Origin of the sequence: Vibrio sp. D54 (assembly GCF_021728075.1) — a bacterium.
Lineage (GTDB): Bacteria > Pseudomonadota > Gammaproteobacteria > Enterobacterales > Vibrionaceae > Vibrio > Vibrio alginolyticus.
The window spans coordinates 418,678-440,869 of the sequence record NZ_JAKKCS010000001.1 but is presented as its reverse complement, the minus strand read 5'-3'; the positions used below and the strand labels follow the sequence as shown (position 1 = coordinate 440,869).

Sequence of the window (22,192 nt, the reverse complement as noted above, 5' to 3'; positions counted from 1 at the left end):
AGCAACAGCAACAGCAACAGCAACAGCAACAGCAACAGCAACAGCAACAGCAACAGCAACAGCAACAGCAACAGCAACAGCAACAGCAACAGCAACAGCAACAGCAACAGCAACAGCAACAGCAACAGCAACAAAAGTCTCAAAACGAAGGGAAAGAAGCGCAAGGACAACAGTCACAAAATCAGCAAGATTCTGAAAATAAAAAAGAAAAACAAGAAACGGAACAACATCAACCGCAACGAGATGACAAGCAAGTGAAGGATCAAGGTGAACCAATACAGGCTAAAGCGCATCCCGAAAAAATGCATCAGGATGATCCTGAGTTTCGTCGACTAGAAGCAGTAGAAAGTGCTCGCGACCCAAGCTTTTTGATCCGTGCGCAAATGCAACTTCAAGCGCAACAAAAACAACCTCCACAACAATCTCAAAAGGAGTGGTAAGCCTGTGATGAACAAAGGCGTAAAACTGGTCTTTATTTTTGTGGCCAGCCTAATATCCAGTTTCTCGGTGATGGCACAGACACTTCAAGCTAGTGTGAATAAAACACAAATAGCCAAGAATGAAGTGATTAACCTCAGAATCATTTCAGATACTGAGCTCAGCTCAGACTCAATCGACTTCAATGTTCTAGAGAAAGACTTCTTCTTGGGTCAACCTCGTTATGGCCGCTCTAGCAATAACATTAACGGAAGAAAATCGGTGCGTACCGAGTGGAGTATCTCAATTGCACCAATGAAAGAAGGTGTTCTGACTATTCCAAGTTTTTCCGCTGATGGCATGAAAACGGAGCCGATCAAACTACGTGTCAACGCGAGCCAAACAGACCCCAATCTTGATGATCTATTTAGCTTCAATATTACGGTCGACAACAGTACGCTCTACCCTCAGCAATCTGCAACATTACGTATACAGCTTCTAATTAAAGCGGACACTCGACGCCTAGATAACCCGCAAATAGTACCTCCGCAGATTGAAGGCATGAAGCTTGAGGCACTGGGTGGCTTACAACAAAGACAGAAGATCTTAAATGGGTTAGAAGTAGCGGTCATAGAGCAGTCGTTTCGCTTAACGGCCAATCAACCAGGCACTTATACCTTGATAGGTCCTAAACTGACCGGTTCTTATATTTATGGCGACAGCTTGACGGGCTCAACCAAAATAATACCTATCAACACCAAAGCGGAACGCATGCCAATCACGGTCAAACCGATTCCGAGCGAATTTAAAGGTGAATGGCTTCCTGCTTCAGCGTTAGAAATGACACAGAGCTGGCAAGACGATCAAGGTAATCTACTGTCGACTAACGCGATTAACACAGTAAAACAAGGCTCTTCACTCACTCGAACCATTCAAGTTAAGGCTCGCGGTACACAAGCCGAATACCTGCCACGAGTCAATATTAGTTACCCGAGTTCACTGCGCGTGTATCCCGAACAACCTAAGTTCGATAGCGCGAGAGATGGCACCGTTACCATGACGGTGAAGCAAGTCATTATTCCTACAGAGGCCGGGAAATATACCTTACCAGGATACGACTTGAACTGGTGGGACAGTCAAAATGATGAAGCGAAGAAAACAACGTTACCAGAGCTAACATTAGACGTAGAGAAAAATGACACTGGGCTAATCACGTTGCCGGAATCGCCTCTTTCAGCGCCTTTAGTGTCAGCCCCTAGTCCTGAATCAAGCGGCGATGTAAACAGTCTCTGGCGAATATTAACCTTTGTTTTTTTAGGGCTTTGGATAATGACATTGGGAATCGCTATTTGGGCATGGAAAAAGCGGTCAATAACAGCGAGTGGAACGGTTTCAAATACTGAACAACCACTTTGCATCGACGCGCTAAAAAAAGTCATCGAAGAGGGCGATGCTGCGAAAATTGAACGCTCTGTAAATGAGTATTTAACCACTCATCAAGACAGGTTAAACCCTGGTGACGTACAAGTAATTAAGCAAGAGCTTAATGCCATGAATCAAGCGCGTTTTAGTGCTAACCAACAACCTTGGAGCCCTGATTCGCTGCTAGCGAAAATTCAAAACCTTGGCAAAGCAAACGTAACGAAAACCGACCACCAACTCGAAAAGCTATAAATAACTAGATAACAATGGCAGCTCTCATGAGCTGCCAATTCTCTTATCCGGCCAAATTTTGCTTTAGCGGTTTTATCTAGAGCACCAACCGCCGCCTCTTCCCTATCAAGTTGCTCTTATGAACATCACTTACTCAACAAAACTTGGGGCTCGTATTCGTATCGCCTTACACAATTTCGCCCATGATTCTTCGCTTGATAGAGTGCCTTATCCGACAACTGATATAAATGGTCAAAATTAAAGTCTTTGCCTTTCGCTTTATAACAGGAGTAACCGACTGAAACGGTAAGTAACTCCCCGTCTGGATTATGTCGATGCTTTATCCCCTCGCCCTCGATGCACTGACGAATGCACTCTGCTCTCAATCGAACCTCCTCTTGCTCAGAACCAATCATGAGCAACGCAAACTCCTCACCACCGATACGGCAAAAAACTTCATCTTCACCTTTGGTATGATGATCCAAGATATAGCCAATTCGCATCAATGCAATATCGCCTTCGAGATGACCATAGTGATTATTGAATAAGCCAAAATGGTCAATATCAATCAGGATCAGGCCAAACGACATGTCGTCTTCACACTCTAGGGCGCAATATTTTTGCATCACATGTTCTAACATGCGGCGATTACCAAGACGCGTCAAAGGATCGAGCTTAGAAAGTACCTCAAGCTGTCGATTGGCTTCCTCCAACTCTTTTGTTCGGTTCTGAACCTCCAGCTCTAAGTTTTCGTTTAGTTCGCGAATCGCCTCTTGAGCTTGAGTACGTTGCAATACTTCAGCTAAGCTGGACGCGAACATACGAATCACTTCACGTAACTGAGAAGTTAAGGGCGCACGTGTCAGCAAATTATCAACAGCGATAAAGGCGATAGGACCACTGCTATTTGAAGTCAATACCGTCATCGCAGCCCAACCAAAGCCAACAATATTACAGTCATGATAAATAGGCACTGATTCTTCAAATGCGACTTCGTTTGGCATTGAGCGAGCCAGATTTATAAGAGAGAAATCTTGGGTTTCGCCAAAGAAGTAAGATTCATCCACCACGTTACCTTGAATATCGGTACCCCACGTTCCTTGCATGTAAGAGCAATTTTCATCAGTTAAAAACACCGCCATTCGATCAATACCAAGATTTTTAATGGCGAAAGTGACGGCCGATTTGCATACTCCACTGACAGTAGTGCAACGTGATAACTCAACCATGCTTGAATGCAACATGCGTACGTTTTGTTCTTGGCGCTTACGAATGTAAATTTGAGAGAAGAGTGAACCAAACGAGTCCAACATCTGTTTTTGATATGCCGTTATCGGCTTACGATGAATAAAGTTATCTAGCGCGAACCACCCAAACGGTTCATTGCCATCGCGTAAAATCAACATCGCATTCCAGCCCTGCCCGATGACCTTGCCTGCTGTGTATATTGGCGCGTCTTCTACAATCACTAAGTTGCTCTCAAGGCTAGATAACGCGGTGATATACTCCTCGCTAAGTTGATGTAAATCGTATTGTGTGTGAAATTCATCAATCGTAATTCCTGACTCATCCGTGCCGTATGTACCACTGAAGCTGCGCTTTTTCATATCGAGAAGCATCAGTGTAGAGCGATCAAACCCAAGTCGTTCACGTAACGCTTCGACGGCTTTGTAGTACAAGTCCTTTAAAGAATCAGGATTAGAGATTTCGAGTGCAACTTGCTGAACTAACTTCATATTTTCGATAAAGCGCTCGCGTTGGCTAATCTCATCAACATATTGCGCTTCACGAATATCTCTGTGCCTGATCTCTTTCGAGGCATTTTTTTCAGCACGAATACATTGCCAACGCGCCGCTGCGAGCTGCATTGCGTCGTAACTTTCTTCATAGATATTATGTGCTGTGCGAGCATGTACAGATTGAATCAGTAGGTAGGTACGTTTGATAGGCGTGTTGTCGAGCATCATGATGTAACTATCACCGCCTAAATCTCGGGTGTGATTCCAGTTACAAGTGTTGATCGCCAGAGGTATGATGCTTTCAGAGGTATCAAACTGACTTGCCCACTCCCAGAATGTCTCAGGATAGTTTTGGGTTGGGTAAAGCTCTCCGCGAGAGAAGCTCATTGAATGACGAGGGTTAATTGAAGGATCTTCAAAAATAGCGAGGGCTTGAGGGGAGAACAGACTCTCTAAATGATCAAAGATTGCCTCCGCTAGCAACCGATGGTCCCTCGTTGAAGACACTTTTCTTGTAAAACTTCTTAAACTCACCCTACCAACCTAATCTACTTTTTTATCCTCGATAAAAAACTACTTAGGCCATGATATGCAATCAATACGTTCAAATTTGAGCTGTTAAGTCATTCGCAAAATTATCAGACTTAGTGTTACATTCGAGAGCTCTTCAGCACTTTTAAAGCCATGTTTCACATAAGTTACATGCTTTATAAACTGGGGAGGAAAGTTATGCTTATTTACAAGATTTTTTGTGTTGGTAGGCGTTATAAGCCCACGACTTAAAAAGAAAAAGGCCCCTCATCAAGAGGGGCAAAGTTACCATCGCTTATAGTTATTTAGTTATGCTTGTAAATACGGTGGATTAACCGAAATCACCATTTACGTAGCCTTGAGTACGGTCGTCTTGAGGGTTGCTAAAGATCACTTGCGTATCGTTGTGCTCGACCAGTTCACCCATTAGGAAAAACGCAGTGCGGTCAGAGATACGACGCGCCTGTTGCATTGAGTGAGTCACGATAACGATGGTGTAGTTCTTCTTTAGCTCTTCCATCAACTCTTCGATTTTGTGTGTCGCAATTGGGTCAAGTGCCGACGTTGGTTCATCCATCAGAATCACATCCGGCTCCATCGCGATTGTACGTGCAATACATAAACGTTGCTGCTGACCACCAGATAGACCGAATGCGTGTGATTTAAGGCGATCTTTCACCTCATCCCAAAGTGCAGCACCGCGCAGCGAACGCTCTACCACTTCATCAATTGTCTTTTTGTCTTTGATACCTTGAGCACGTAAGCCGTAAGCCACGTTCTCGTAAATGCTCATCGGGAATGGGTTTGGCTTTTGGAATACCATGCCGACTTTGATGCGAAGGTCAGCAACATCAATGTTGCCGTAAATATCTTCGCCGTCCATCGCCAATTTACCTGTAATTTTCACGCCTTCGATTAGGTCATTCATTCGGTTCAAACAGCGTAGAAGCGTTGATTTTCCGCAACCTGACGGGCCGATAAGTGCAGTTACTTGGCGAACTGGAATTGGTAAGTTGATCGATTTCAGTGCTTGGTTGTCACCGTAGAATAGGTCTAGGTTTTCAATATCAAATTTGTTCATTGTCTTAATCTCTTAATTCTTGAATTCGTGTCTTTTAACGTGCGTTCTTAATTAGTGTTGTTAGTAAGTTGCGGTGTTAAAACGTCTAGCAATCAGTTTCGTTACCATGTTGATCAAGAGAACAACCACGATAAGCACTGTTGCCGTACCGTAAGCCTGATTCCATTCTTCAACGGTAAACAGTTCGGTAGTCAGTTTGTATAGGTGAACGGTTAGCGTACGACCTGAATCCAATAAAGAATCCGGAATACGTGCAACCATACCTGCTGTCAGGAATACTGGAGCAGACTCACCAATGACACGACCAATACTTAGAATGACCGAGGTTAAGATACCTGGCATTGCGCTCGGAAGAATCAAACGCCAGATAGTGTAAATCTTAGAAGCACCGAGGCCATAAGAGCCTTCACGGTACGTTTGTGGTACTGCCATCAGCGCTTCTTCCGTTGTACGGATGATCACTGGCAGGATTAGGATACTTAGCGTCAATGCACCCGACAGAATCGAGAAGCCAAGGCCAAGAATCGCCACGAAGAAAGTCATACCAAACAGGCCGAAAATGATCGACGGGATACCCGCCAATGACTCGGTACAGAATCGGATGATTTTCACCAAACGACTGCCCACTTTCGCGTATTCGGTCAAGTAGATTGCCGTCATGATACCGAGTGGCGCTGCCACTGCGATAGAAGCGATAACCATGTAAATGGTCGCCACAATCATTGGGAAGATACCGTGCTCTTCACCTGTGCGCGTATAGTTATCAGTAATGAAGTTCCAATCTACGTGTTGTAGACCGTTTGATAGGATGTACCAGATAATCCAGAACAAAAAGCCTACCGTTAGTGCTGCCGAGATCCAGACAAATGCGTTAAAGACATTATCTTTGAACTGGCGTGCTTTTTTCAGTTTTGCGCGATCCATAATAGTCACCTTTAACGAGCGATTACTTCGCTTTTTCTCGGTTTAGGTACAGTAGTACAGCGTTCAACGACATGATGAAGACCAGAAGTACTACACCTGTAGCGTAAAGTGCGTTCGCGTGAACACCACTTGCGTAAGACATTTCAATAGCGATGTTTGCAGTTAGTGTACGAGCCGAATCCAAGATGCCTTCTGGCATTGCCGGCGCGTTACCCATAACCATGATAATCGCCATGGTCTCACCCAACGCACGACCGATACCCAGTATCACACCTGTCATGATGCCTGAGCGAGCCGCTGGAACGAGCAACTTAAAGATGGTGTAGATTTTCGATGCGCCCAGTGCCAAAGAACCTTCTTTATAAGTACGAGGGACAGCGCGAATAGACGTTTCAGAAACCGTAATTACTGTTGGTAGAATCATCACACCAAGAACAATAATACCGGCCAAGATAGTGTTACCTGCAGGTACATCAAATACCTTCTGAATCAATGGAACGATAATAACCAGACCGAAGAAACCGTAGACCACTGAAGGAATACCGGCTAGCAGCTCAACCGCTGGACGGATGATGTCTGCTAATCGCTTTGGTGCGATTTCAGCGATAAAAATGGCGGTCAGAACACCAATTGGAACCCCAACAATGACAGCACCAGCCGTCGATACGATAGATGCCACAATCATGGTGGCGACACCGTAAAGCGCAGGTGGTAACCAGTTTTGTCCTAAGACAATGCCCGATACGCCTGCTTCTTGGAATGCCGGAATACTCTCTCGAACGATGAAGTATGCAATAACGGCTAATGAAACAATGCCGATTACGGCACTCGTTAGGAACAAGCCGTGGAAGATGCGCTCTTTCCAGTCTACACGACGCTTCTCGCGTAGGCCTGACTTGCTGATAGCTCTAGCGTCAGTATTCATAAGCTTTTCACTATTTGTTGCGATGGTCATTTAAAAATCTCACGGTTCTGGGCAATGCCGTTGAACACAATGGATAGAAAAGGCTCAGCCCGAAACGTTGGGCTGAGCAAACTTTAAAGTCCCGATGGGATTAGTTAACTGAGATGTAACCTTTTTGGTCAACTAGCGCTTGCGCTTCGTCAGTTAGCATCCAGTCTAGGAATTTTTGCGTTTCTGTTGATGGCTTGCCTTCTTTGTAAAGAACAAGGAATGGACGCGCTACTTTGTAAGAACCGTTTTTAACGTTAGCTACCGTTGCATCAACGCCGTCGATTGCTAGCGCATTAACAGTGTTGTCTACAGTACCAAGAGAAATGTAGCCGATTGCGTATGGGTTAGATGCAACCATTGTTTTCAGTGCGCCGTTACCGTTTGCAACTTGAGCACGTTGAGAGATAGCTGATACCTTCTTACCAGAAATCTTCATTTTTAGAGACATGATGTCTTCAAATGCGCCACGAGTACCAGAAGCAGTGTCACGAGTAATAGCTACGATTGGCTTGTCTGCACCACCGACTTCTTTCCAGTTTGATACTTCGCCTTTGTAGATTGCAGTCACTTGCTCGGCTGTTAGACCTGGCAGTTTGTTTTGTGGGTTAACAACCACTGCGATACCATCACGAGCAACCACTTCTTCGATTAGTGTTGATTCTTTTTCAGAGTCTTTTAGATTACGAGAAGACATACCAAGGTCTGCTGAACCATTTTTCGCTGCTTTTACACCAGCTGAAGAACCAGGACCTTGAACTTCGATAAATACGTTAGGGTTCTTCTTCATGTACGTTTCAGAGAAAACTTCCATCAGTGGAGTTACGCTGCTAGAACCCACTGCAGAGATAGTTTCTTTAGCAGAAACAGGAGTCACTGCCATTGCGCCTAGAAGTGCGATTGCACCGATTACTGTCTTTTTCATCACAATTTCCTTAAGTGGCTTTATTGCCGTTGTGTTTCACTTGAACGGTGCTCACTTTAGAATTTGAATATGACAGTTGTGTTTCACTTAGTTGAACCCTCTATGACACGTTGTCATTTCTAACTATTAATTCCGCGACTTATCCCTCTCTCAATTTGAACGTAACGTTTTTATAACGTTGCCTCATGTTCAAGATGATAACCCCATCGATTTTGGTACATTTCATAACAATTAGATATGAGTAACTCATTGATTTGGCAAATATAACAATTAAAATCGAAATGCTTATTTATAAAAAAGATAATAATTAAACCGATAGAGGGTCAATCTCATGCGTCAATTTCTTAGTACGCTTTCTATTAAACTTCAGGTTTTTCTGCCTGTTCTATTCACAGTTATATTACTCATCATTGGACTGAGTGTCGGAATCGGTAAACTCGATCAAGCATTCAATAAGGTTTCGGCTTCCACCCATAAGCTAATCATTCACAAAGAGGAACTTAGCGGCATCGTAGACAACACTTACGCCATGCGCATCAAAGCCATTTATAGTCTATTTAGAGCCGAAGATGTTCAGTCTCTCAACCAAGAGCTTTCTGAGCGACAAAACAAAAACCGCGATTTTCTTAACTCCATCGACAATCTCCCTGGCGTTCAAAATGAAGTCAATGCTATGCGTAAGGCCATGAATCACTATGTTGATTTCACTCGCGTTACCATGACACCTCTGCTCACCACTAAACACTCTTCTGATTACACCACCTCTGATTTCAATCAAAAGTACGAATCTGCAATGGCTGAGTATCGATTAGCTGGCGAAGCGATGATCAACGCCATCGACAAACTGTCTAAACACTTGAATCAAATCGTCACCGATGAAGTCGAAACGAATGGCGAACAACATTCAACCACGCTAACTTACAGCGCCGTCTCGCTTGCGGTGATCTTGAGTGCCGCTTCACTTATTAGTTGGGTACTCGCCAGCTACATCGTTGCGCCGATTCGTAACCTTCAAGTAACGATGCGGGAAGTCGCGAAGGGAAACCTACTAGTTAAGGCCGAAGCCATCGGGAAAAACGAAGTGTCTCAGTTGGCTCGGGATGTAAACCAGACCATAGAAAAACTGCGTGAAACTGTAAGCGCATTGGTTCGCATTAGTGAAGATGTGGCATCAGCATCAACCGAGTTAGCAACTGTTATGACTCAAAGCAGCGTCAACTCGGATCAAGAAAAGCAAGAAGTTGAGCAAGTAGCCTCGGCGATCAATCAGCTAGAGTCGACCGCAGCTGAAGTATCGACCAATGCACAAGAAGCCGATAGTGCATCAAATCAAGCACGTACGTTAACCTCACAAAGTATAAGCATGTTTGGGGAAAGCACTCGCGCAAGTGAAAAGATGGCGGAACAACTTAACGAAGCCGCTGCCGTCGTGACTTCACTAAAAGAACAATCAGAACACATTGGTCGCGTGATCGAAGTGATTGAAGGTATTTCTGAGCAAACGAATCTACTTGCACTGAATGCAGCGATTGAAGCTGCACGGGCGGGCGAAAGTGGCAGAGGCTTTGCGGTAGTCGCCGATGAAGTACGTATGCTGGCAGCACGAACTCAGGAGTCCACCAAAGAGATCCAAACCATTATAGAAGAGCTACAGCAACAATCTGGTCACGCAAATGAAAGTATGCATTCCAGCTTAGCCATGTTGTCAGACAACCAAGCTCTGACGCAAGAAGTTAGCCAATCACTTGCTAATATCAGTAATGCTATCGCCGATCTGAACTCAATCAACACTCAAGTTGCAACCGCATCAGAAGAGCAGAAACAGGTCACGGCTGATATCAACAACAACTTAACGAACATCTATGAACTAGTGAGCCAGAACGTAACTGGTATCACTCAATCAGCCGCGGCAGCGCAAGAGTTGTCTGGTTTAGCAGAAAACCAAAAACATCAGCTTAAGCAGTTCCAAGTTTAAATACTCTGCTCAACACGATAAGTTCCAAAGGTTAGAAAAGAAAAAGCTCCGCACTGGCGGAGCTTATTATAAAGGCAAAGCTATCAACCCTTATTAACGTAATAATTATTATTCATCTGTCACTAACAAGAGAGAACTTTTGAAACTTGAGTTTAACGGATCTCTATTGAAAACCTCACCATTAGTCGTATCAAAAGTTGCAACATGCTTACCGTCGCCATTAGGTGTGTTGCTCCAGACATAACGCCCTAGAACATCATCTCCATCTGTCAGACTATAGCCGCTAGCAAACCCTGTACTATTTATGGCTGGGCTGTGGCAAGCTCGCTCAGTTAGAGATACCAGCTCTTTGATATTTGCTAGTCGCCAATTTTTTTTGTCAGCAAAATTGTGAAGAGGATGGTTGCCGTCCTTATTACGAATTTGTTTGGCTGTGGAGAGAGCGAGTTGCCATGACATTGTAGATCGCGTCCCCTGGCATTCTTGATTTCCTACATTCCATGTCATACCAACTGGACAGCGCATCCATGTAAGACCTGTTTTTAAGTCAGTTACGGTACCGTTATCAGAATATGTATAACGCGTGTTAGGTGCCGTTTTAGCAAAGTCAGTAGAACACTCTTGTGCAGCCATTGCAGTTTGAGAAGCCAAAGCAAGAGATAGTACAGTTATTAATTTCTTCATCTTATTGGCCCTTTACTGCTACTAGACGGATTGGGAATTGGTATGAGTCATCGGCGTCTGCACTTGTGTTGCTTGAGCGAATATCGACGAGTGAAATAGTGCCTCTATCTACGCCCCGAGAGATAATTGCAGGAAAATAAACCTCAGCATCAACGAGCTGTGATGATGTATTCACAAACGTAAAGTCGCTATGCCAAAACGCACCATACTCTAAATAAGGACTGCCTATCGTTTGCTGTGGGAAGTATTTAACATTGAAACCATACACGTTGTGTGGCGCATATTCCTCGTTCGGAGCGAACAGTGTTTGTTCACCAAAGTCTAATAAGTCATATGTTTCACGGTAAGTAGGCAAGCGCCAACCAGTGATTCCACATAACGATTGTTTGTTTATGTACTCAACATATTGGCTAGTGGTACAAACTTCATCACCAGCGTCTTTACAACCTGCAAGCTCTACATCTTTGCTAAATGGCTTAAATGTTTCAGACTCAAAAGCAAATAGGCGATCTTTAAATTGAACCGAGCTCGCATCCGCACTCTTGTTTTCCCAAACAAGACCAGTACGCTCGTCCATAGTACAAGCCCACTCAGTCGCATCTGCAGCTAAAGCAGCACCTTGTGAATCTAGCTTAACGAACTTAAAGCCAGCGCCTGTCGACGTTTGCTTGTCCTCTTTGTCGAAGCCGTATTCCGCATCTTGACCAGGGTAAGACGCTTGAACCTCTGCTACGTCTGCTGCTCCTTCAGCAAAATAAAGAACGGCGCCCGTATCGTTACTACCAACCGTTTGTTCAGCAACCGCTACAATTTCTTCAGCAAATGCACTTACTTCCGCTTCAGACAGAAGATCAGAGGCCAACGATTTACCTTGGAAGCTAAGACTTTGAGCAAGCAGCGCTACGCCTTTGGTCATTTGCTTTGGTTGCATCGCAGCTAATAGCGCAACCGTGTTTTGCTCTAGCTTGTCTAGCTCGCTGGCTTCTGCGTTAGACATCACCGTACCTGAAAGAGAAACGCCGGCATCGGCGAGTTGCGCTTTCACAATCTCTTCAGCTTGAGCAACGGTTTTACCGTCAATTACAAGACCCGCGAGCAACGTTGTTACACCATTGACCGTGTTGCCCGTTGCTAAATTTTGGCCCGGAGCCGCAAGACGCAACGTTTGGTTTGAGCCTTGATCAACTTGAGCAAGAATGGTGCTGGTTAGTACGTTTTTGTCGCTTGAAGTCAGGCTAAATTTACCAGCATTATCCGTTTTAGCACTCGGTTCAGTGGAATCACAAACGTAGTTTTGGTTTAAATCGATGCACACTGGTGTATCAAGAAGTGTACCTGCAGAAACGATGGTGCCAGCTACATCATAGGTCGGTGCCGACGTGTCACCACCAGAACCTCCGCCACAGCCAGCTAGGGCTAGTGACATAGCAACGAAAGAATATTGAAACTTCATAGATTTTATCTTCTTTTGATTTTAATTAACGAGAGCGAATCACTCTCACCATTGAAAGCAGGACAAGTCCTAACAAGGTCCAAGGCGAACCACTGCCACCTGAATCACCGCCACTGCTTTCTTTAGTGGTATCAGCACTACACTGATACTGAGCAAAGTGACTCACACCCCACTCTTTCAACACCCCAGAATTCCCTGACACGCGGTCAGACACTTCGAGACGCCAAGTCCCCCAACTCGGTTGACCGACAAGTGCTTGTAACTCCTCGTCATACTGAGCGGTGAAGTAACCTTTAAATCCATTGGTATTGCTTGATTGATGGCTAAGTAGCACGACCGATTTGCCTTGTGGAGACACAAGCGTCACTTGCAGATCCTGCAGTGAGTCATGTTCGATGTTCAGGTAAACCGCAAACGAATCATCAATCGTGCGTGACTTGTCCGATAGCGTCTGAGAGAACAGTCTGTCCCCCTGCTCCGGCAAAGCGGAGTTCACTGGTTGAGGCTGGATATCGAGCCCTGGCGTACCATTAACCAGCATCACCTTTTCACTCCACTGGTGAGTCTTTAGGCCTTCAGAAAATTGATAATCCAATGAAATAGAGGAATCGAATTGCGTGCCACATGTTAGACCGCTTGGTAACGCCACCTTCATTGAGGTCGAGTCAGAAAGCGTTTCATCAAAGTCGAAAACAGATGCGTTGTTTAGCTGCCATTGCCCTTTGATGCTCGCTTCACGGCCAGTTTGGCTCAGGCTCAAACCAACGTCTTGACCTTGTGCGATGTATCGAGAGTCATAGCGAACACGAAGAGGCGCTTTAAGTAAGTTGTGTCTGTTGAAGCTGTCCGTCAGAAATTGGGCGTAATCTTTATTTGGGAACAAGGTGTTTGCGGCATACACGGTCGATTCCGCCAGATCATGCATTTTCACGCCACGACCAATGCCATACATGCCTTCAAGAACAATGGCGTCAAACTCACGGAACACGTTATCGGTATCATCACCGTATCGCTCAACCGATGCTTTAAGTGCTTGGAACAGTGGCGTTGACCATAGCTCGTCGCCTAGTTCACCGCCCACACTAACGTGCGCTGGATACTCTGAGCCCTCGAAGTAACGCGCTCTTTGGTTCCATAAGCTGCGAGTTGTTTTGCGTGTTCCGAACACACCGTCCCAGTTGAACACCGTATCTAACTCGAATTCTTGACCACGACGCGAAGCATCCAAATATTGAGTGCGGTAGCTCGCGCTGCCCGCCCAGTAATCAGCAAAACCTTCTGCGATAGCACCAGTGTGACCGTACGCCCAATCCGGTACGATTTGGTAATGAATGCCATGCCCGAGCTCATGTATCACGACATCAGCATCGACTGCATCCGGAGAAACACCACCGACACCCAGCATGAGTGCTTTCGGACCGTAATAGTAAGTAGAGTTATCTTTTGATAAACCGCGAGCGTCAAAACGAAGCGGTTCGTCAAACAAGTCGTAAGTCAGGCTTGTCAGATATTGGATCGAGCTATCAAGATGATAAAAAGCCATCAACTGTGGGAACGCATTGTCACCAAACTCGGTGCTTTGCATCTCATCAACACTGTCAAACGCTTGAACTCCTTCTGCGCTGAGAAAGTCCAACGTATCGAGTACAGGCGCTTCACCAGGTGCTGGGGCTGCAAATAAACCCGTCGCATCCACTTGCTTTAATCTTGGGTTAGAGAGATAGAACTTACCGCCGGACTTTAAAACCTCAATCGACTTGGTGACGTACTCGATCGGCTGAGGGTAATCAGACAGTGCTGACCACGTCGATTCTGGTGCCGCTTGTTGTTGCATAGTACGAAGATCTGGGTTGAATAAAGAAACCTCAACATCAACCAAACTTCCAGAGCTCAGAGCCGGTGGCTCTTGTGCTTGCAGTTGGCGAGGCGATTCCAATTCCATTGCAACCGTTGGTTTACCGTTGCGAATTATCGTATCTTCAAGGCTCTTAAACACTCGCACAACGTGATGGTTTTTATCAGTTGTTACTACTAAGGTGCGCTGTGCTTGATATTCACCGTTTACCCAAACATCAAAATTGTAATGCTTGCCAAGCTGAGACTGGGTTTTGTAACGGAACTTAAACTCGCCCGCTTCTGAGTAGTGGCTGTCTAGATAAGTTTTCGCTTGCGCTTCATTGGTCACCACAGAATCCGTTGAGGGATAATCCCACTCTGCAGCCTGTGCCGCAGGGGTACAAGCAATAAGCAGCGAAAACGCCAATGGTTTTAGCTTCATGATTTCGTCCTAGAATTCGTATTTTGCATTTAGCGTGAAGTAGCGCCCAGGCTCAGTTGAGTAACGCTTACTTTCCTCAGCGATACCCGCTACGTCTTGGTATCGGATGTACTCTTTGTCGAACAAGTTGACGATGTTTGCGCTAACACGAAGGTCTTTGGAAACGTAGTAAGTTGCGCCAATATCAAACGTATTCCACGCACTTGTCTGCGCGCAATCTGTCGCTAGACCAAGCGTGGTCTGGCATTTAGGAACGCGATCCATGGCCGCGGCCCAGTTCCAAGCCACGTAAGCATTGAAGTCTTGGTTGACGTATTTCAGTTGAGCGTTACCTTCGAATGGCGTAATGCTTCGAACGTATTCACCTTCCGCGTCTTTGCCATCTACGTAGCCAAACTTGGTGCTGATGTTCCATCGCTTAGTGATCGCGTAACCTGCAGAAAGCTCTGCACCATACGTCTCGACACCATCGAGGTTTTGGTATTGTTTAATGTAATTACCATTGCTTGAGTCAAAGCCCGTGGTCACAACGTCGATGAAGTTTTCAAACTTGTTGTAGAACAAAGACGCATAGACATACGCACGACCGTTATCGAACTTGTTACCGATTTCAAATGAGTCGGAAGTTTCAGCTTCTAGATCCATGTTTGGTGCAATGACAAACGGCGTGAGCGGCACAAAGTCGTGGCTTACGAAGCCATACGCTTTATCGTATTCCGGAGCACGGTAACCATGGTTATAAGATACATAAGCAATGTTGTTGGCAAATACCTCACGAGAAACCGACAAACTTGGAGATACCTCTGAGCTATCCATGTCTTTTAATGGGAAGCCGCCCACTTCAGCCGCACCGTCTGGCGTGAGACGGTGCGCATCAAATCGTAGGCCACCTGTGATGGTCCATTTATCCAGTTCCACCATGTCTCGAACATACAAGCCAATGTTATAAGCACGAGCAGGAGCGAAAGGTTGTTTGGTCGAAGGTGTTACTCCGTTCCAATCAATCTTGGAGTCGCTATCTGTGCGTTCGTAACAGTCTGTAGAAAGCTCAACACCGTAAGCCAATTGGTGCTCAGCATTTGCTGCATAAATCGTATTGGTGAAATCGCCACGGAAGCCAATTGTTTCGTCAATGAAGGTTTTGTGTTCCAGCTCGCGACGCTTGGTGATCAAACCATTGTGATCCACTTGGCGCATTAAACGGTTGGTGTCTTCCACCACTTCGGTGTGACGCCAGTAAACTTTGGTATCCAACTCTTCGAACCAAGTTGGATTAATCGGAGTCACCTCTGCACCAATATAAGCGCTGTACTCTTCTGTGGTTTCATCCTCAGCAAAGTCTTCAATATGCCAAATTCCATCAGGTTGAATGGACGGCGAACCCTCCAAACGCTCTTGGTTCTGGGTGTAGAGTTCCGCTTTGGCTTTCAACATCACCTCTTCATTGAAAAAGTGGTTGATCGTATAAGCACCGCTGTAACCATCGAGGTCGCGGTTATACAAATCTTCATCAAAGTTACGTGTTTCTTGTCCTTGCCAGTATGAAACGTTAAACAAACTCTCTGTATCACCGGAACGAAAAGCTAGATTACTCGTGCCTTTGTACTTGTTGCTGATATCGGTGTAAGTACCGGAAACATCGGTGTAGAAGTCTTTGTCTTTTAAGAAATCACCCGGCTGACTGGATTCTAAAATCACCACACCGCCAATCGCGCCAGAGCCATGCACCGAAGAACTTGCCCCTTTAATGATTTGCAGCGATTCAAAATTGGATAAATCAAAAGTATCTCGCCCAACTGCATCATTAATGTCATTCGCACCGAAGCCATCCGCAGAACGAATGCCATCACGAACGATCATAATGCGGTTACCCGTCATACCACGGATGGTAATGTTTTGCGGACGTCCTGCACCGCCCGTCACGCTTACACCAGGTTCGTTACGCAGCACGTCATATAGCTCGGTCTCGCCTCTTTCTTCGATTTGCTCGTTTGTGATAACCGCGACACTACCTGCCACTTTTGACAATGGCTGATCGATTTTATTGGCGGTTACCACCACCTCTTCCATTGAGAAAACCTTAGATTCGGCGTGCACTTGACTGGCAGCAAGTACCGAAAGTACTGCCGCTGACACTGGGGTAAGCTTCATTTACTGCTCCGCTTTAGATGTTTTAATGAGTGATAGTAGAAATGCGTATTCTTTTGCTTGTTGTTCTTGCGCTTGTCGCGGGTCCATTTGGTGGCCCGAATTAAAATTAGTTTGCAACAAGTACGGCCCGTTGCGCTCACTTAACGCTGAAACTTTAGCGAGATACTTTGCGCCTTCCCAATATGGCACGCGCAGATCGATTAAACCGACTTGAACCAACATGGGTGGGTAAGTGTCTTTATGGATATTGAGAATCGGATCGTACGCCTTCATTAACGCCAATTGTTCAGGTTTGGTTGGGTTACCCCATTCGCCATACTGCTGTGTGGTAAGCGGAAGTGAGGTATCCGACATACTTGCAACCACATCAACAAAAGGCACTTTAAGTACGACACCTGAAAACAATTTAGGATCTTGATTAACCGCTCCGGCCACCAACGTGCCACCAGCACTAGAACCGATGGCGAAAACCTCTCTATTGCCACGTTCGAATGTTTGCAGCGCCTTCGCGGCCGCGACAAAATCACCAATAGAATTGGCTTTTCGCACACCACGGCCTTGCTCGTGCCATTCATCGCCAAAGTACCCACCGCCACGGACATGGGCGATAGCGTAAATCACACCTTGGTCGAGTAAACTGATAACCTGAGGCATAAAGTACGGTTTCATCGTAAAACCATACGCGCCGTAACCGTAAATCATCACAGGAGATTGTGGGTGCAATTTGTCTTTGCGATACGCCAAAGAGACCGGGACAGAAACGCCGTCGTGCTTAATAAAAATACGTTGGGATACATAACGCTGACTATCAAAGTCTTGGTAAGCATCTTGAGAGTACAAGGATTTATTCAGCGTTTTTACATCGAACTCTTCCCACTGAGGAGGCGTAGTCATCGACATGCTTCGGATACGAATCTTGTTTGATTCAAAATCGCCCAACGTGCTTAGCCAAGCGACATGACCATCGTGTTCCAATGGCAGTATCACTTTTTCCTGACCTTGGTAAGAATACACCGTCAAAGTCGACACATTGTTTGGCTTGCTAAGTGCCACAACTCCTGCATCATAAAGGTAGAACTGTTCAAGCGGCTCACGAGGATTGGTGAAGCGTTGCCATGTTGCGCCAAGCGGTGCGAGTTCGACTTGGTAAAGGGCGAACTTTCCTTCAAGGTTGCTTTTCAGATAAATGTAACCTTTCGCCACATCCGCGTAATATTCCACACCCACTTCAGGCTTTCGCAATGAATCTGAGACAGTGCCCGTTTCTAGGTCGACAAGCTTCTGCTCTGTTGTTGACTCGTTGTTGCTTTGCAGCACAGCATAACGGCTATCTGCCGCACGATAGAAAGAAAGTAACCAATCTGACTTGGGTTCATTCCATAGGACTGTTTTTGCCAAAGATTCAGTGGAGATACGTAAGATCTGATGAGGTCGCTGAGTGCGCTTTTCCTTTGCAACGAGGAATGCCACTTTCCCGTTAGGTGACAACAATACGCCACTATCGACGTGCGTCGCCAGTTCCGTAGATTGGCCGGAGAGTAAATCAACAACCACGGCGCGATATTGTTCGCTACCGTCGATATCTTCCGTGAAAAGGAGCGTGTCACCATTCACTTGCCATTGACCAAGTTGGTAGTACTGATGCGCAGATTGTCGTTCATCGAAATCGAACACCACGTTTTCTGGTGCATGTTGACTCGCACGGGATAATAGTAAGTAACGACCATCGCGACGCGTTAGCGTCCATTCTCTTCCACTCACGATCGACCATGGCTTATCACCTTTGTCTGCCACCATGGTATCCCACTGCGTGAGTAGGTTTTTTGTCAACGTCTGATAACTTTTTTGGTGCTGTTCAGTTTTGTGGTTTTGTTCTGTTAGGTAGGTAAGAACTCGCTCATCTTTACGAGCATCATCTCGAAGCCAGTTGAAATCATCAGCAGCAAAGCCAGAACTAGAGGTAATTATGAGCCCTAAAAAAACATGACTAAATTTCATATAGAGAGCGAATTCATTTATAGGATTAATACAATGGCGCGTATTCTGCCCTTAAACAAAAATGATATCAATTATCATTTTCATAATCATGTGAGATTTTTATCTAGTGTGTGAGGAAAAACGTTTGCTTTGACCGAGGTAATAAAACTTAATAACTTCCTAAATTAGCGTTCTATGCTGTTTATATACAACCAGACAAATATAAAAGCTGGCAAACGAGTGAGTATGGAAAGACGCTATTTCACCTAGCGACAGACATAAAAAATCCGAGTGCGAACACTCGGATTTTTAAGAACTAAAATCAATGGGAAACTACAGCAGCTTTTACTCTTCAGAGCTCGGTGCCGCTGGTTTTTTCTTAGGGATGAAGACATCATCACCCACAGATACGTTTTTGTAGAAGCTCTTGTCACGCTTAGCTGGTTTTTTCGCCGATTTTTTCGCTTGAGGGCGAGCTTTCTTTGCGGTCGCTTTCTTATTGCGAAAATCTGGTTTAGGTGGCTTAAGGCCTTTAAACTTACCTTTCAAATCTTCGAACACTGAAAACTCAAGATCTTGTTGTAGGTATGATTCTACACGTTTAAAGCTATCCCAGTCTTTTGGACCAACAAGAGAGATTGCATCCCCTTTGTTTCCAGCACGACCAGTACGACCAACTCGGTGTACGTATTCTTCAGTATGCTTTGGCATATCGAAGTTGATGACGTGTGTCACAGTTGCAATATCCAAACCGCGGGAAGCAACATCAGTCGTTACAAGGATCTTAAATACTGCGCGCTCAAACTGACTCATAATGGTGTTACGTTGAGTCTGGTTCAAGTTACCACTCAGTGCTACAGCCTTCAGTTTCTTTTCGTTTAGCTTTTCTGTTAGTCGCTCAGTATCATCACGCGTTGCCGTAAAGATAATAACTTGACGGTATTCAGCCTCAGAAAGAACACGATCTAAAATTGCCTCTTTATGATCCAGGTGATCACACAAGTAAAATTTTTGCGTAATATCTTTATGTTCTTCGTTAGAAACGCCGATAGCAATACGCTTTGGCGCATTGAGCATTTCAGCCGCGATTTCATTGACGTCTGCATGATCTAATGTCGCAGAGAACATCAACGTTTGACGACGACGATGCTTGGCTGCTTTATGAATGCGACGAAGCTCTGGTGCAAAGCCCAAATCCAACATACGGTCCGCTTCGTCAAGAATCAGCGTTTCCAAACCATCCAGATAAAGCGAACGATGATCTAAGTGATCAGCCAAACGTCCTGGTGTCGCCACGATAAATTTCGGGTAACGACGCAGAGCTTTTACCTGATCGTTAAAGTTCTCACCACCCAAAATCAGTGCTGCTTCATAAGATAGGCCAGCTAGCATAGAACGAAGCTCACCATATACTTGTTTCGCTAGCTCACGAGTAGGAGCAAGGATAACCGCGCGAGGGTCTTTCGCAGAAAACGATTTTGTCTTTAAAGACTTATGAAGCATTGGCAATACAAACGCCAAAGTCTTGCCCGAACCCGTTTTCGAAGATGCCAATAGATCCTTGCCTGCAATCGCAACAGGAATCGCCTGCTGCTGAATGTCAGTCGCTTTTTTAAAATCGTAGTGTTTTAGGTTCTTCAACAATCGGTTGTCTAGGCCTAGATCTTTAAATTGCAAAGTATTCTCCAATAAATCAGTCAGCGTCTGAGCGCTCTGTAGTGTCGTTTCCGCTCTAACGCAGCAAAAAAATAAAGCTCGGTATAATACCGCAAATCATAGGAGTATAGATAGAGATCACACAAACTAATTCCCTGTGGTGAAGGTAAAACATCATTTGTGGCTCAGTTCAGAGTAAAGCCTAGCCTTTTTGATATGCATCTGGACGTGAAGTTTAGTGAAAGGCCTTTCAGATATGTCTTCTATTCTTCAACAAAACGACGTAAATAGCAGTTATTTGAGCCAATAAACTTTCATTTGTGTCAATATCGTCTAAATTATTGATATCAGGAACGTGGCAAATACACCTGCTATGAAAACTGTTGTGAGAGCGAGGGAGAAGATAGACTATTCACCTTTGTTAAGCTCAGGTAAAAGTTGACGTCAGGTACTCCATGAAATTCTTGGGTTTTTTTGACTTTTGCTACATCATGTACTGATAAAATGTAACCACATTTAACCTCGCTACTGTATAAAATAATAGTTGGTGGCGAGACTTTCACTATAAGCAAGGAGTTCTTATATGAACAAAACGTTGATCGCAGCTGCAGCAACTTCAGTACTTCTACTAGCCGGTTGTGCTTCTTCTGATGACGCAGCAACAGCAAATGCAGCAAAATTAGACGAACTAAGCAACCAAGTTAGCCAACTAAGCCAAGACGTACAAGCTCTTCAATCTGACGTTCAAAAATCAGGCGCAGCGGCAATGGCTGCTCAAGAAGAAGCTGAGCGTGCTAACGAGCGTATCGATAACATCGCTCAGTCTTACACTAAGTAAGATTTGATACCGCGTCTTAACGCCCGTTAAGGCGCGGTTATTTCGACAGGAACCCCATTCTGTGCAGCGATTGCTGCTTTAGCCTTCACGTTTTTCATACCGAATTCATCCAGCCACCACTTTAACTCTTTCGGCACTTTGAGTTCATCTTTCTCGCCATTACTACGAGTCAAAGGCTCATGTGCTTCTAAGAACACACTTCTGTCAGGTTCAAGTGTCATTTTGATAGGCTGATTAATGATGTTAACGTCTTCGCCGTTACGAACCTTGTCAAATAACCACTCAATGTCACTTGGGTCCATACGAATACAACCCGCGCTGACTCGCATACCAATCCCAAAGTCCTTGTTGGTACCATGAATTAGGTATTCGCCATTCCCGTAAGCTAAACGCAATGCAAACATACCAAGTGGATTATCAGGCCCCGCAGGAACAACGGCTGGTAGGTCAATGCCCTTTGCTTTGTACTCGGCACGAATAGAGGCTGGAGGAGTCCATGTAGGGTTCGGTCGTTTTTGGCTGATACGCGTTGTCATTACTGGGGTATCGCGCCCTATTCGGCCAATTCCGACAGGAAATACATGGACAATATCTTCTCCTTTCGGAAAGTAATACAAGCGCAGCTCGGCTAGATTAATAACGATACCTTTATAAGGTACGTCTGGGAGGATTAGCTGTGTCGGAATAGTAAGAACATGCCCCTCTTCTGGTAAGAAGGGATCCACGCCTTTGTTTGCGGCCATTAAACCTAGCATACCCACATCGTAGAGCTTAGCGATATTTGCCATGGTTTCGCCTTCTTGCACGACGTGGTTTTCAAGGCGACCAATTAAACGGCTTCCATCCTCTGGTAATTCGTACATCTTAGCGAATGATAGACCACTCACTAAAGATAACGACACAGATAGCAGGGTACGTTTTGCGAAACTCATTGATCGCTTTTTGCTAAGCATTTCAC

15 protein-coding genes and 1 pseudogene are annotated in these 22,192 nt (G+C 45.1%); 4 read left to right on the top strand and 12 right to left on the bottom strand.

Translation table 11 applies throughout. The features are described 5' to 3' along the window. Positions 1 to 440, top strand: a pseudogene (locus L3V37_RS01965) (hypothetical protein); the annotation flags it as partial. 4 nt (positions 441 to 444) lie between these two features. Continuing rightward, on the top strand, positions 445 to 2,091 hold the full coding sequence (locus tag L3V37_RS01960) for a BatD family protein (protein ID WP_237305731.1): 1,647 nt from the start codon (positions 445 to 447) through the stop codon (positions 2,089 to 2,091). A gap of 125 nt (positions 2,092 to 2,216) precedes the next feature. On the opposite strand, the gene L3V37_RS01955 is transcribed toward L3V37_RS01960, so the two are convergent. The 5 genes from L3V37_RS01955 to L3V37_RS01935 form a co-directional block, all read right to left on the bottom strand. After that, complete coding sequence (locus L3V37_RS01955) at positions 2,217 to 4,343, bottom strand: GGDEF domain-containing protein (RefSeq protein ID WP_130545780.1); 2,127 nt, start codon at positions 4,341 to 4,343, stop codon at positions 2,217 to 2,219. A 328-nt stretch (positions 4,344 to 4,671) separates the two neighbouring features. After that, positions 4,672 to 5,421: a phosphate ABC transporter ATP-binding protein PstB gene (gene pstB / locus L3V37_RS01950; protein WP_005375156.1), complete on the bottom strand. Its 750-nt coding sequence runs from the start codon at positions 5,419 to 5,421 to the stop codon at positions 4,672 to 4,674. Positions 5,422 to 5,481: 60 nt separating this feature from the next. After that, positions 5,482 to 6,345, bottom strand: a complete 864-nt coding sequence (gene pstA / locus L3V37_RS01945) for a phosphate ABC transporter permease PstA (RefSeq protein WP_005383923.1) — start codon at positions 6,343 to 6,345, stop codon at positions 5,482 to 5,484. Between the two features lie 22 nt (positions 6,346 to 6,367). After that, positions 6,368 to 7,300, bottom strand: coding sequence for a phosphate ABC transporter permease subunit PstC (gene pstC, locus L3V37_RS01940; protein WP_005375154.1), 933 nt, complete (start codon positions 7,298 to 7,300; stop codon positions 6,368 to 6,370). A gap of 100 nt (positions 7,301 to 7,400) precedes the next feature. Then, on the bottom strand, positions 7,401 to 8,222 hold the full coding sequence (locus L3V37_RS01935) for a phosphate ABC transporter substrate-binding protein (RefSeq protein ID WP_005375153.1): 822 nt from the start codon (positions 8,220 to 8,222) through the stop codon (positions 7,401 to 7,403). A gap of 331 nt (positions 8,223 to 8,553) precedes the next feature. Between L3V37_RS01935 and L3V37_RS01930 the strand changes: the two genes are divergently transcribed. Further along, on the top strand, positions 8,554 to 10,197 hold the full coding sequence (locus L3V37_RS01930) for a methyl-accepting chemotaxis protein (RefSeq protein ID WP_130545779.1): 1,644 nt from the start codon (positions 8,554 to 8,556) through the stop codon (positions 10,195 to 10,197). A gap of 108 nt (positions 10,198 to 10,305) precedes the next feature. Here the strand turns inward: L3V37_RS01930 and L3V37_RS01925 are convergent, their stop codons facing one another. From L3V37_RS01925 to L3V37_RS01900, 6 genes are all read right to left on the bottom strand, one after another. Continuing rightward, positions 10,306 to 10,881 carry a DUF1566 domain-containing protein gene (locus L3V37_RS01925; RefSeq protein WP_053307911.1) on the bottom strand — a complete coding sequence of 192 codons (576 nt, stop codon included), beginning with the start codon at positions 10,879 to 10,881 and terminating at the stop codon, positions 10,306 to 10,308. Between the two features lies 1 nt (position 10,882). Then, positions 10,883 to 12,334 carry a DUF1566 domain-containing protein gene (locus L3V37_RS01920; protein WP_237305730.1) on the bottom strand — a complete coding sequence of 484 codons (1,452 nt, stop codon included), beginning with the start codon at positions 12,332 to 12,334 and terminating at the stop codon, positions 10,883 to 10,885. 25 nt (positions 12,335 to 12,359) lie between these two features. Next, a complete protein-coding gene (locus L3V37_RS01915; protein WP_237305729.1) occupies positions 12,360 to 14,612 on the bottom strand; it encodes a proprotein convertase P-domain-containing protein in 2,253 nt (750 codons plus the stop codon). 9 nt (positions 14,613 to 14,621) lie between these two features. Further along, on the bottom strand, positions 14,622 to 16,763 hold the full coding sequence (locus L3V37_RS01910; RefSeq protein ID WP_237305728.1) for a TonB-dependent hemoglobin/transferrin/lactoferrin family receptor: 2,142 nt from the start codon (positions 16,761 to 16,763) through the stop codon (positions 14,622 to 14,624). Continuing rightward, entirely contained in the window at positions 16,764 to 18,761 is a 1,998-nt protein-coding gene (locus tag L3V37_RS01905; protein WP_237305727.1) for a prolyl oligopeptidase family serine peptidase, read from the bottom strand. A gap of 324 nt (positions 18,762 to 19,085) precedes the next feature. After that, positions 19,086 to 20,429, bottom strand: coding sequence for a DEAD/DEAH box helicase (locus tag L3V37_RS01900; protein WP_044129603.1), 1,344 nt, complete (start codon positions 20,427 to 20,429; stop codon positions 19,086 to 19,088). A gap of 550 nt (positions 20,430 to 20,979) precedes the next feature. On the opposite strand from L3V37_RS01900, the gene L3V37_RS01895 reads away from it, so the two are divergent. After that, the gene (locus L3V37_RS01895) at positions 20,980 to 21,234 is read left to right on the top strand and encodes an Lpp/OprI family alanine-zipper lipoprotein (protein ID WP_005375145.1); all 255 of its coding nucleotides are present in this window, start codon (positions 20,980 to 20,982) and stop codon (positions 21,232 to 21,234) included. Between the two features lie 26 nt (positions 21,235 to 21,260). Here the strand turns inward: L3V37_RS01895 and L3V37_RS01890 are convergent, their stop codons facing one another. Beyond that, the gene (locus L3V37_RS01890; RefSeq protein WP_005383933.1) at positions 21,261 to 22,187 is read right to left on the bottom strand and encodes a L,D-transpeptidase family protein; all 927 of its coding nucleotides are present in this window, start codon (positions 22,185 to 22,187) and stop codon (positions 21,261 to 21,263) included. Positions 22,188 to 22,192 lie beyond the last annotated feature (5 nt).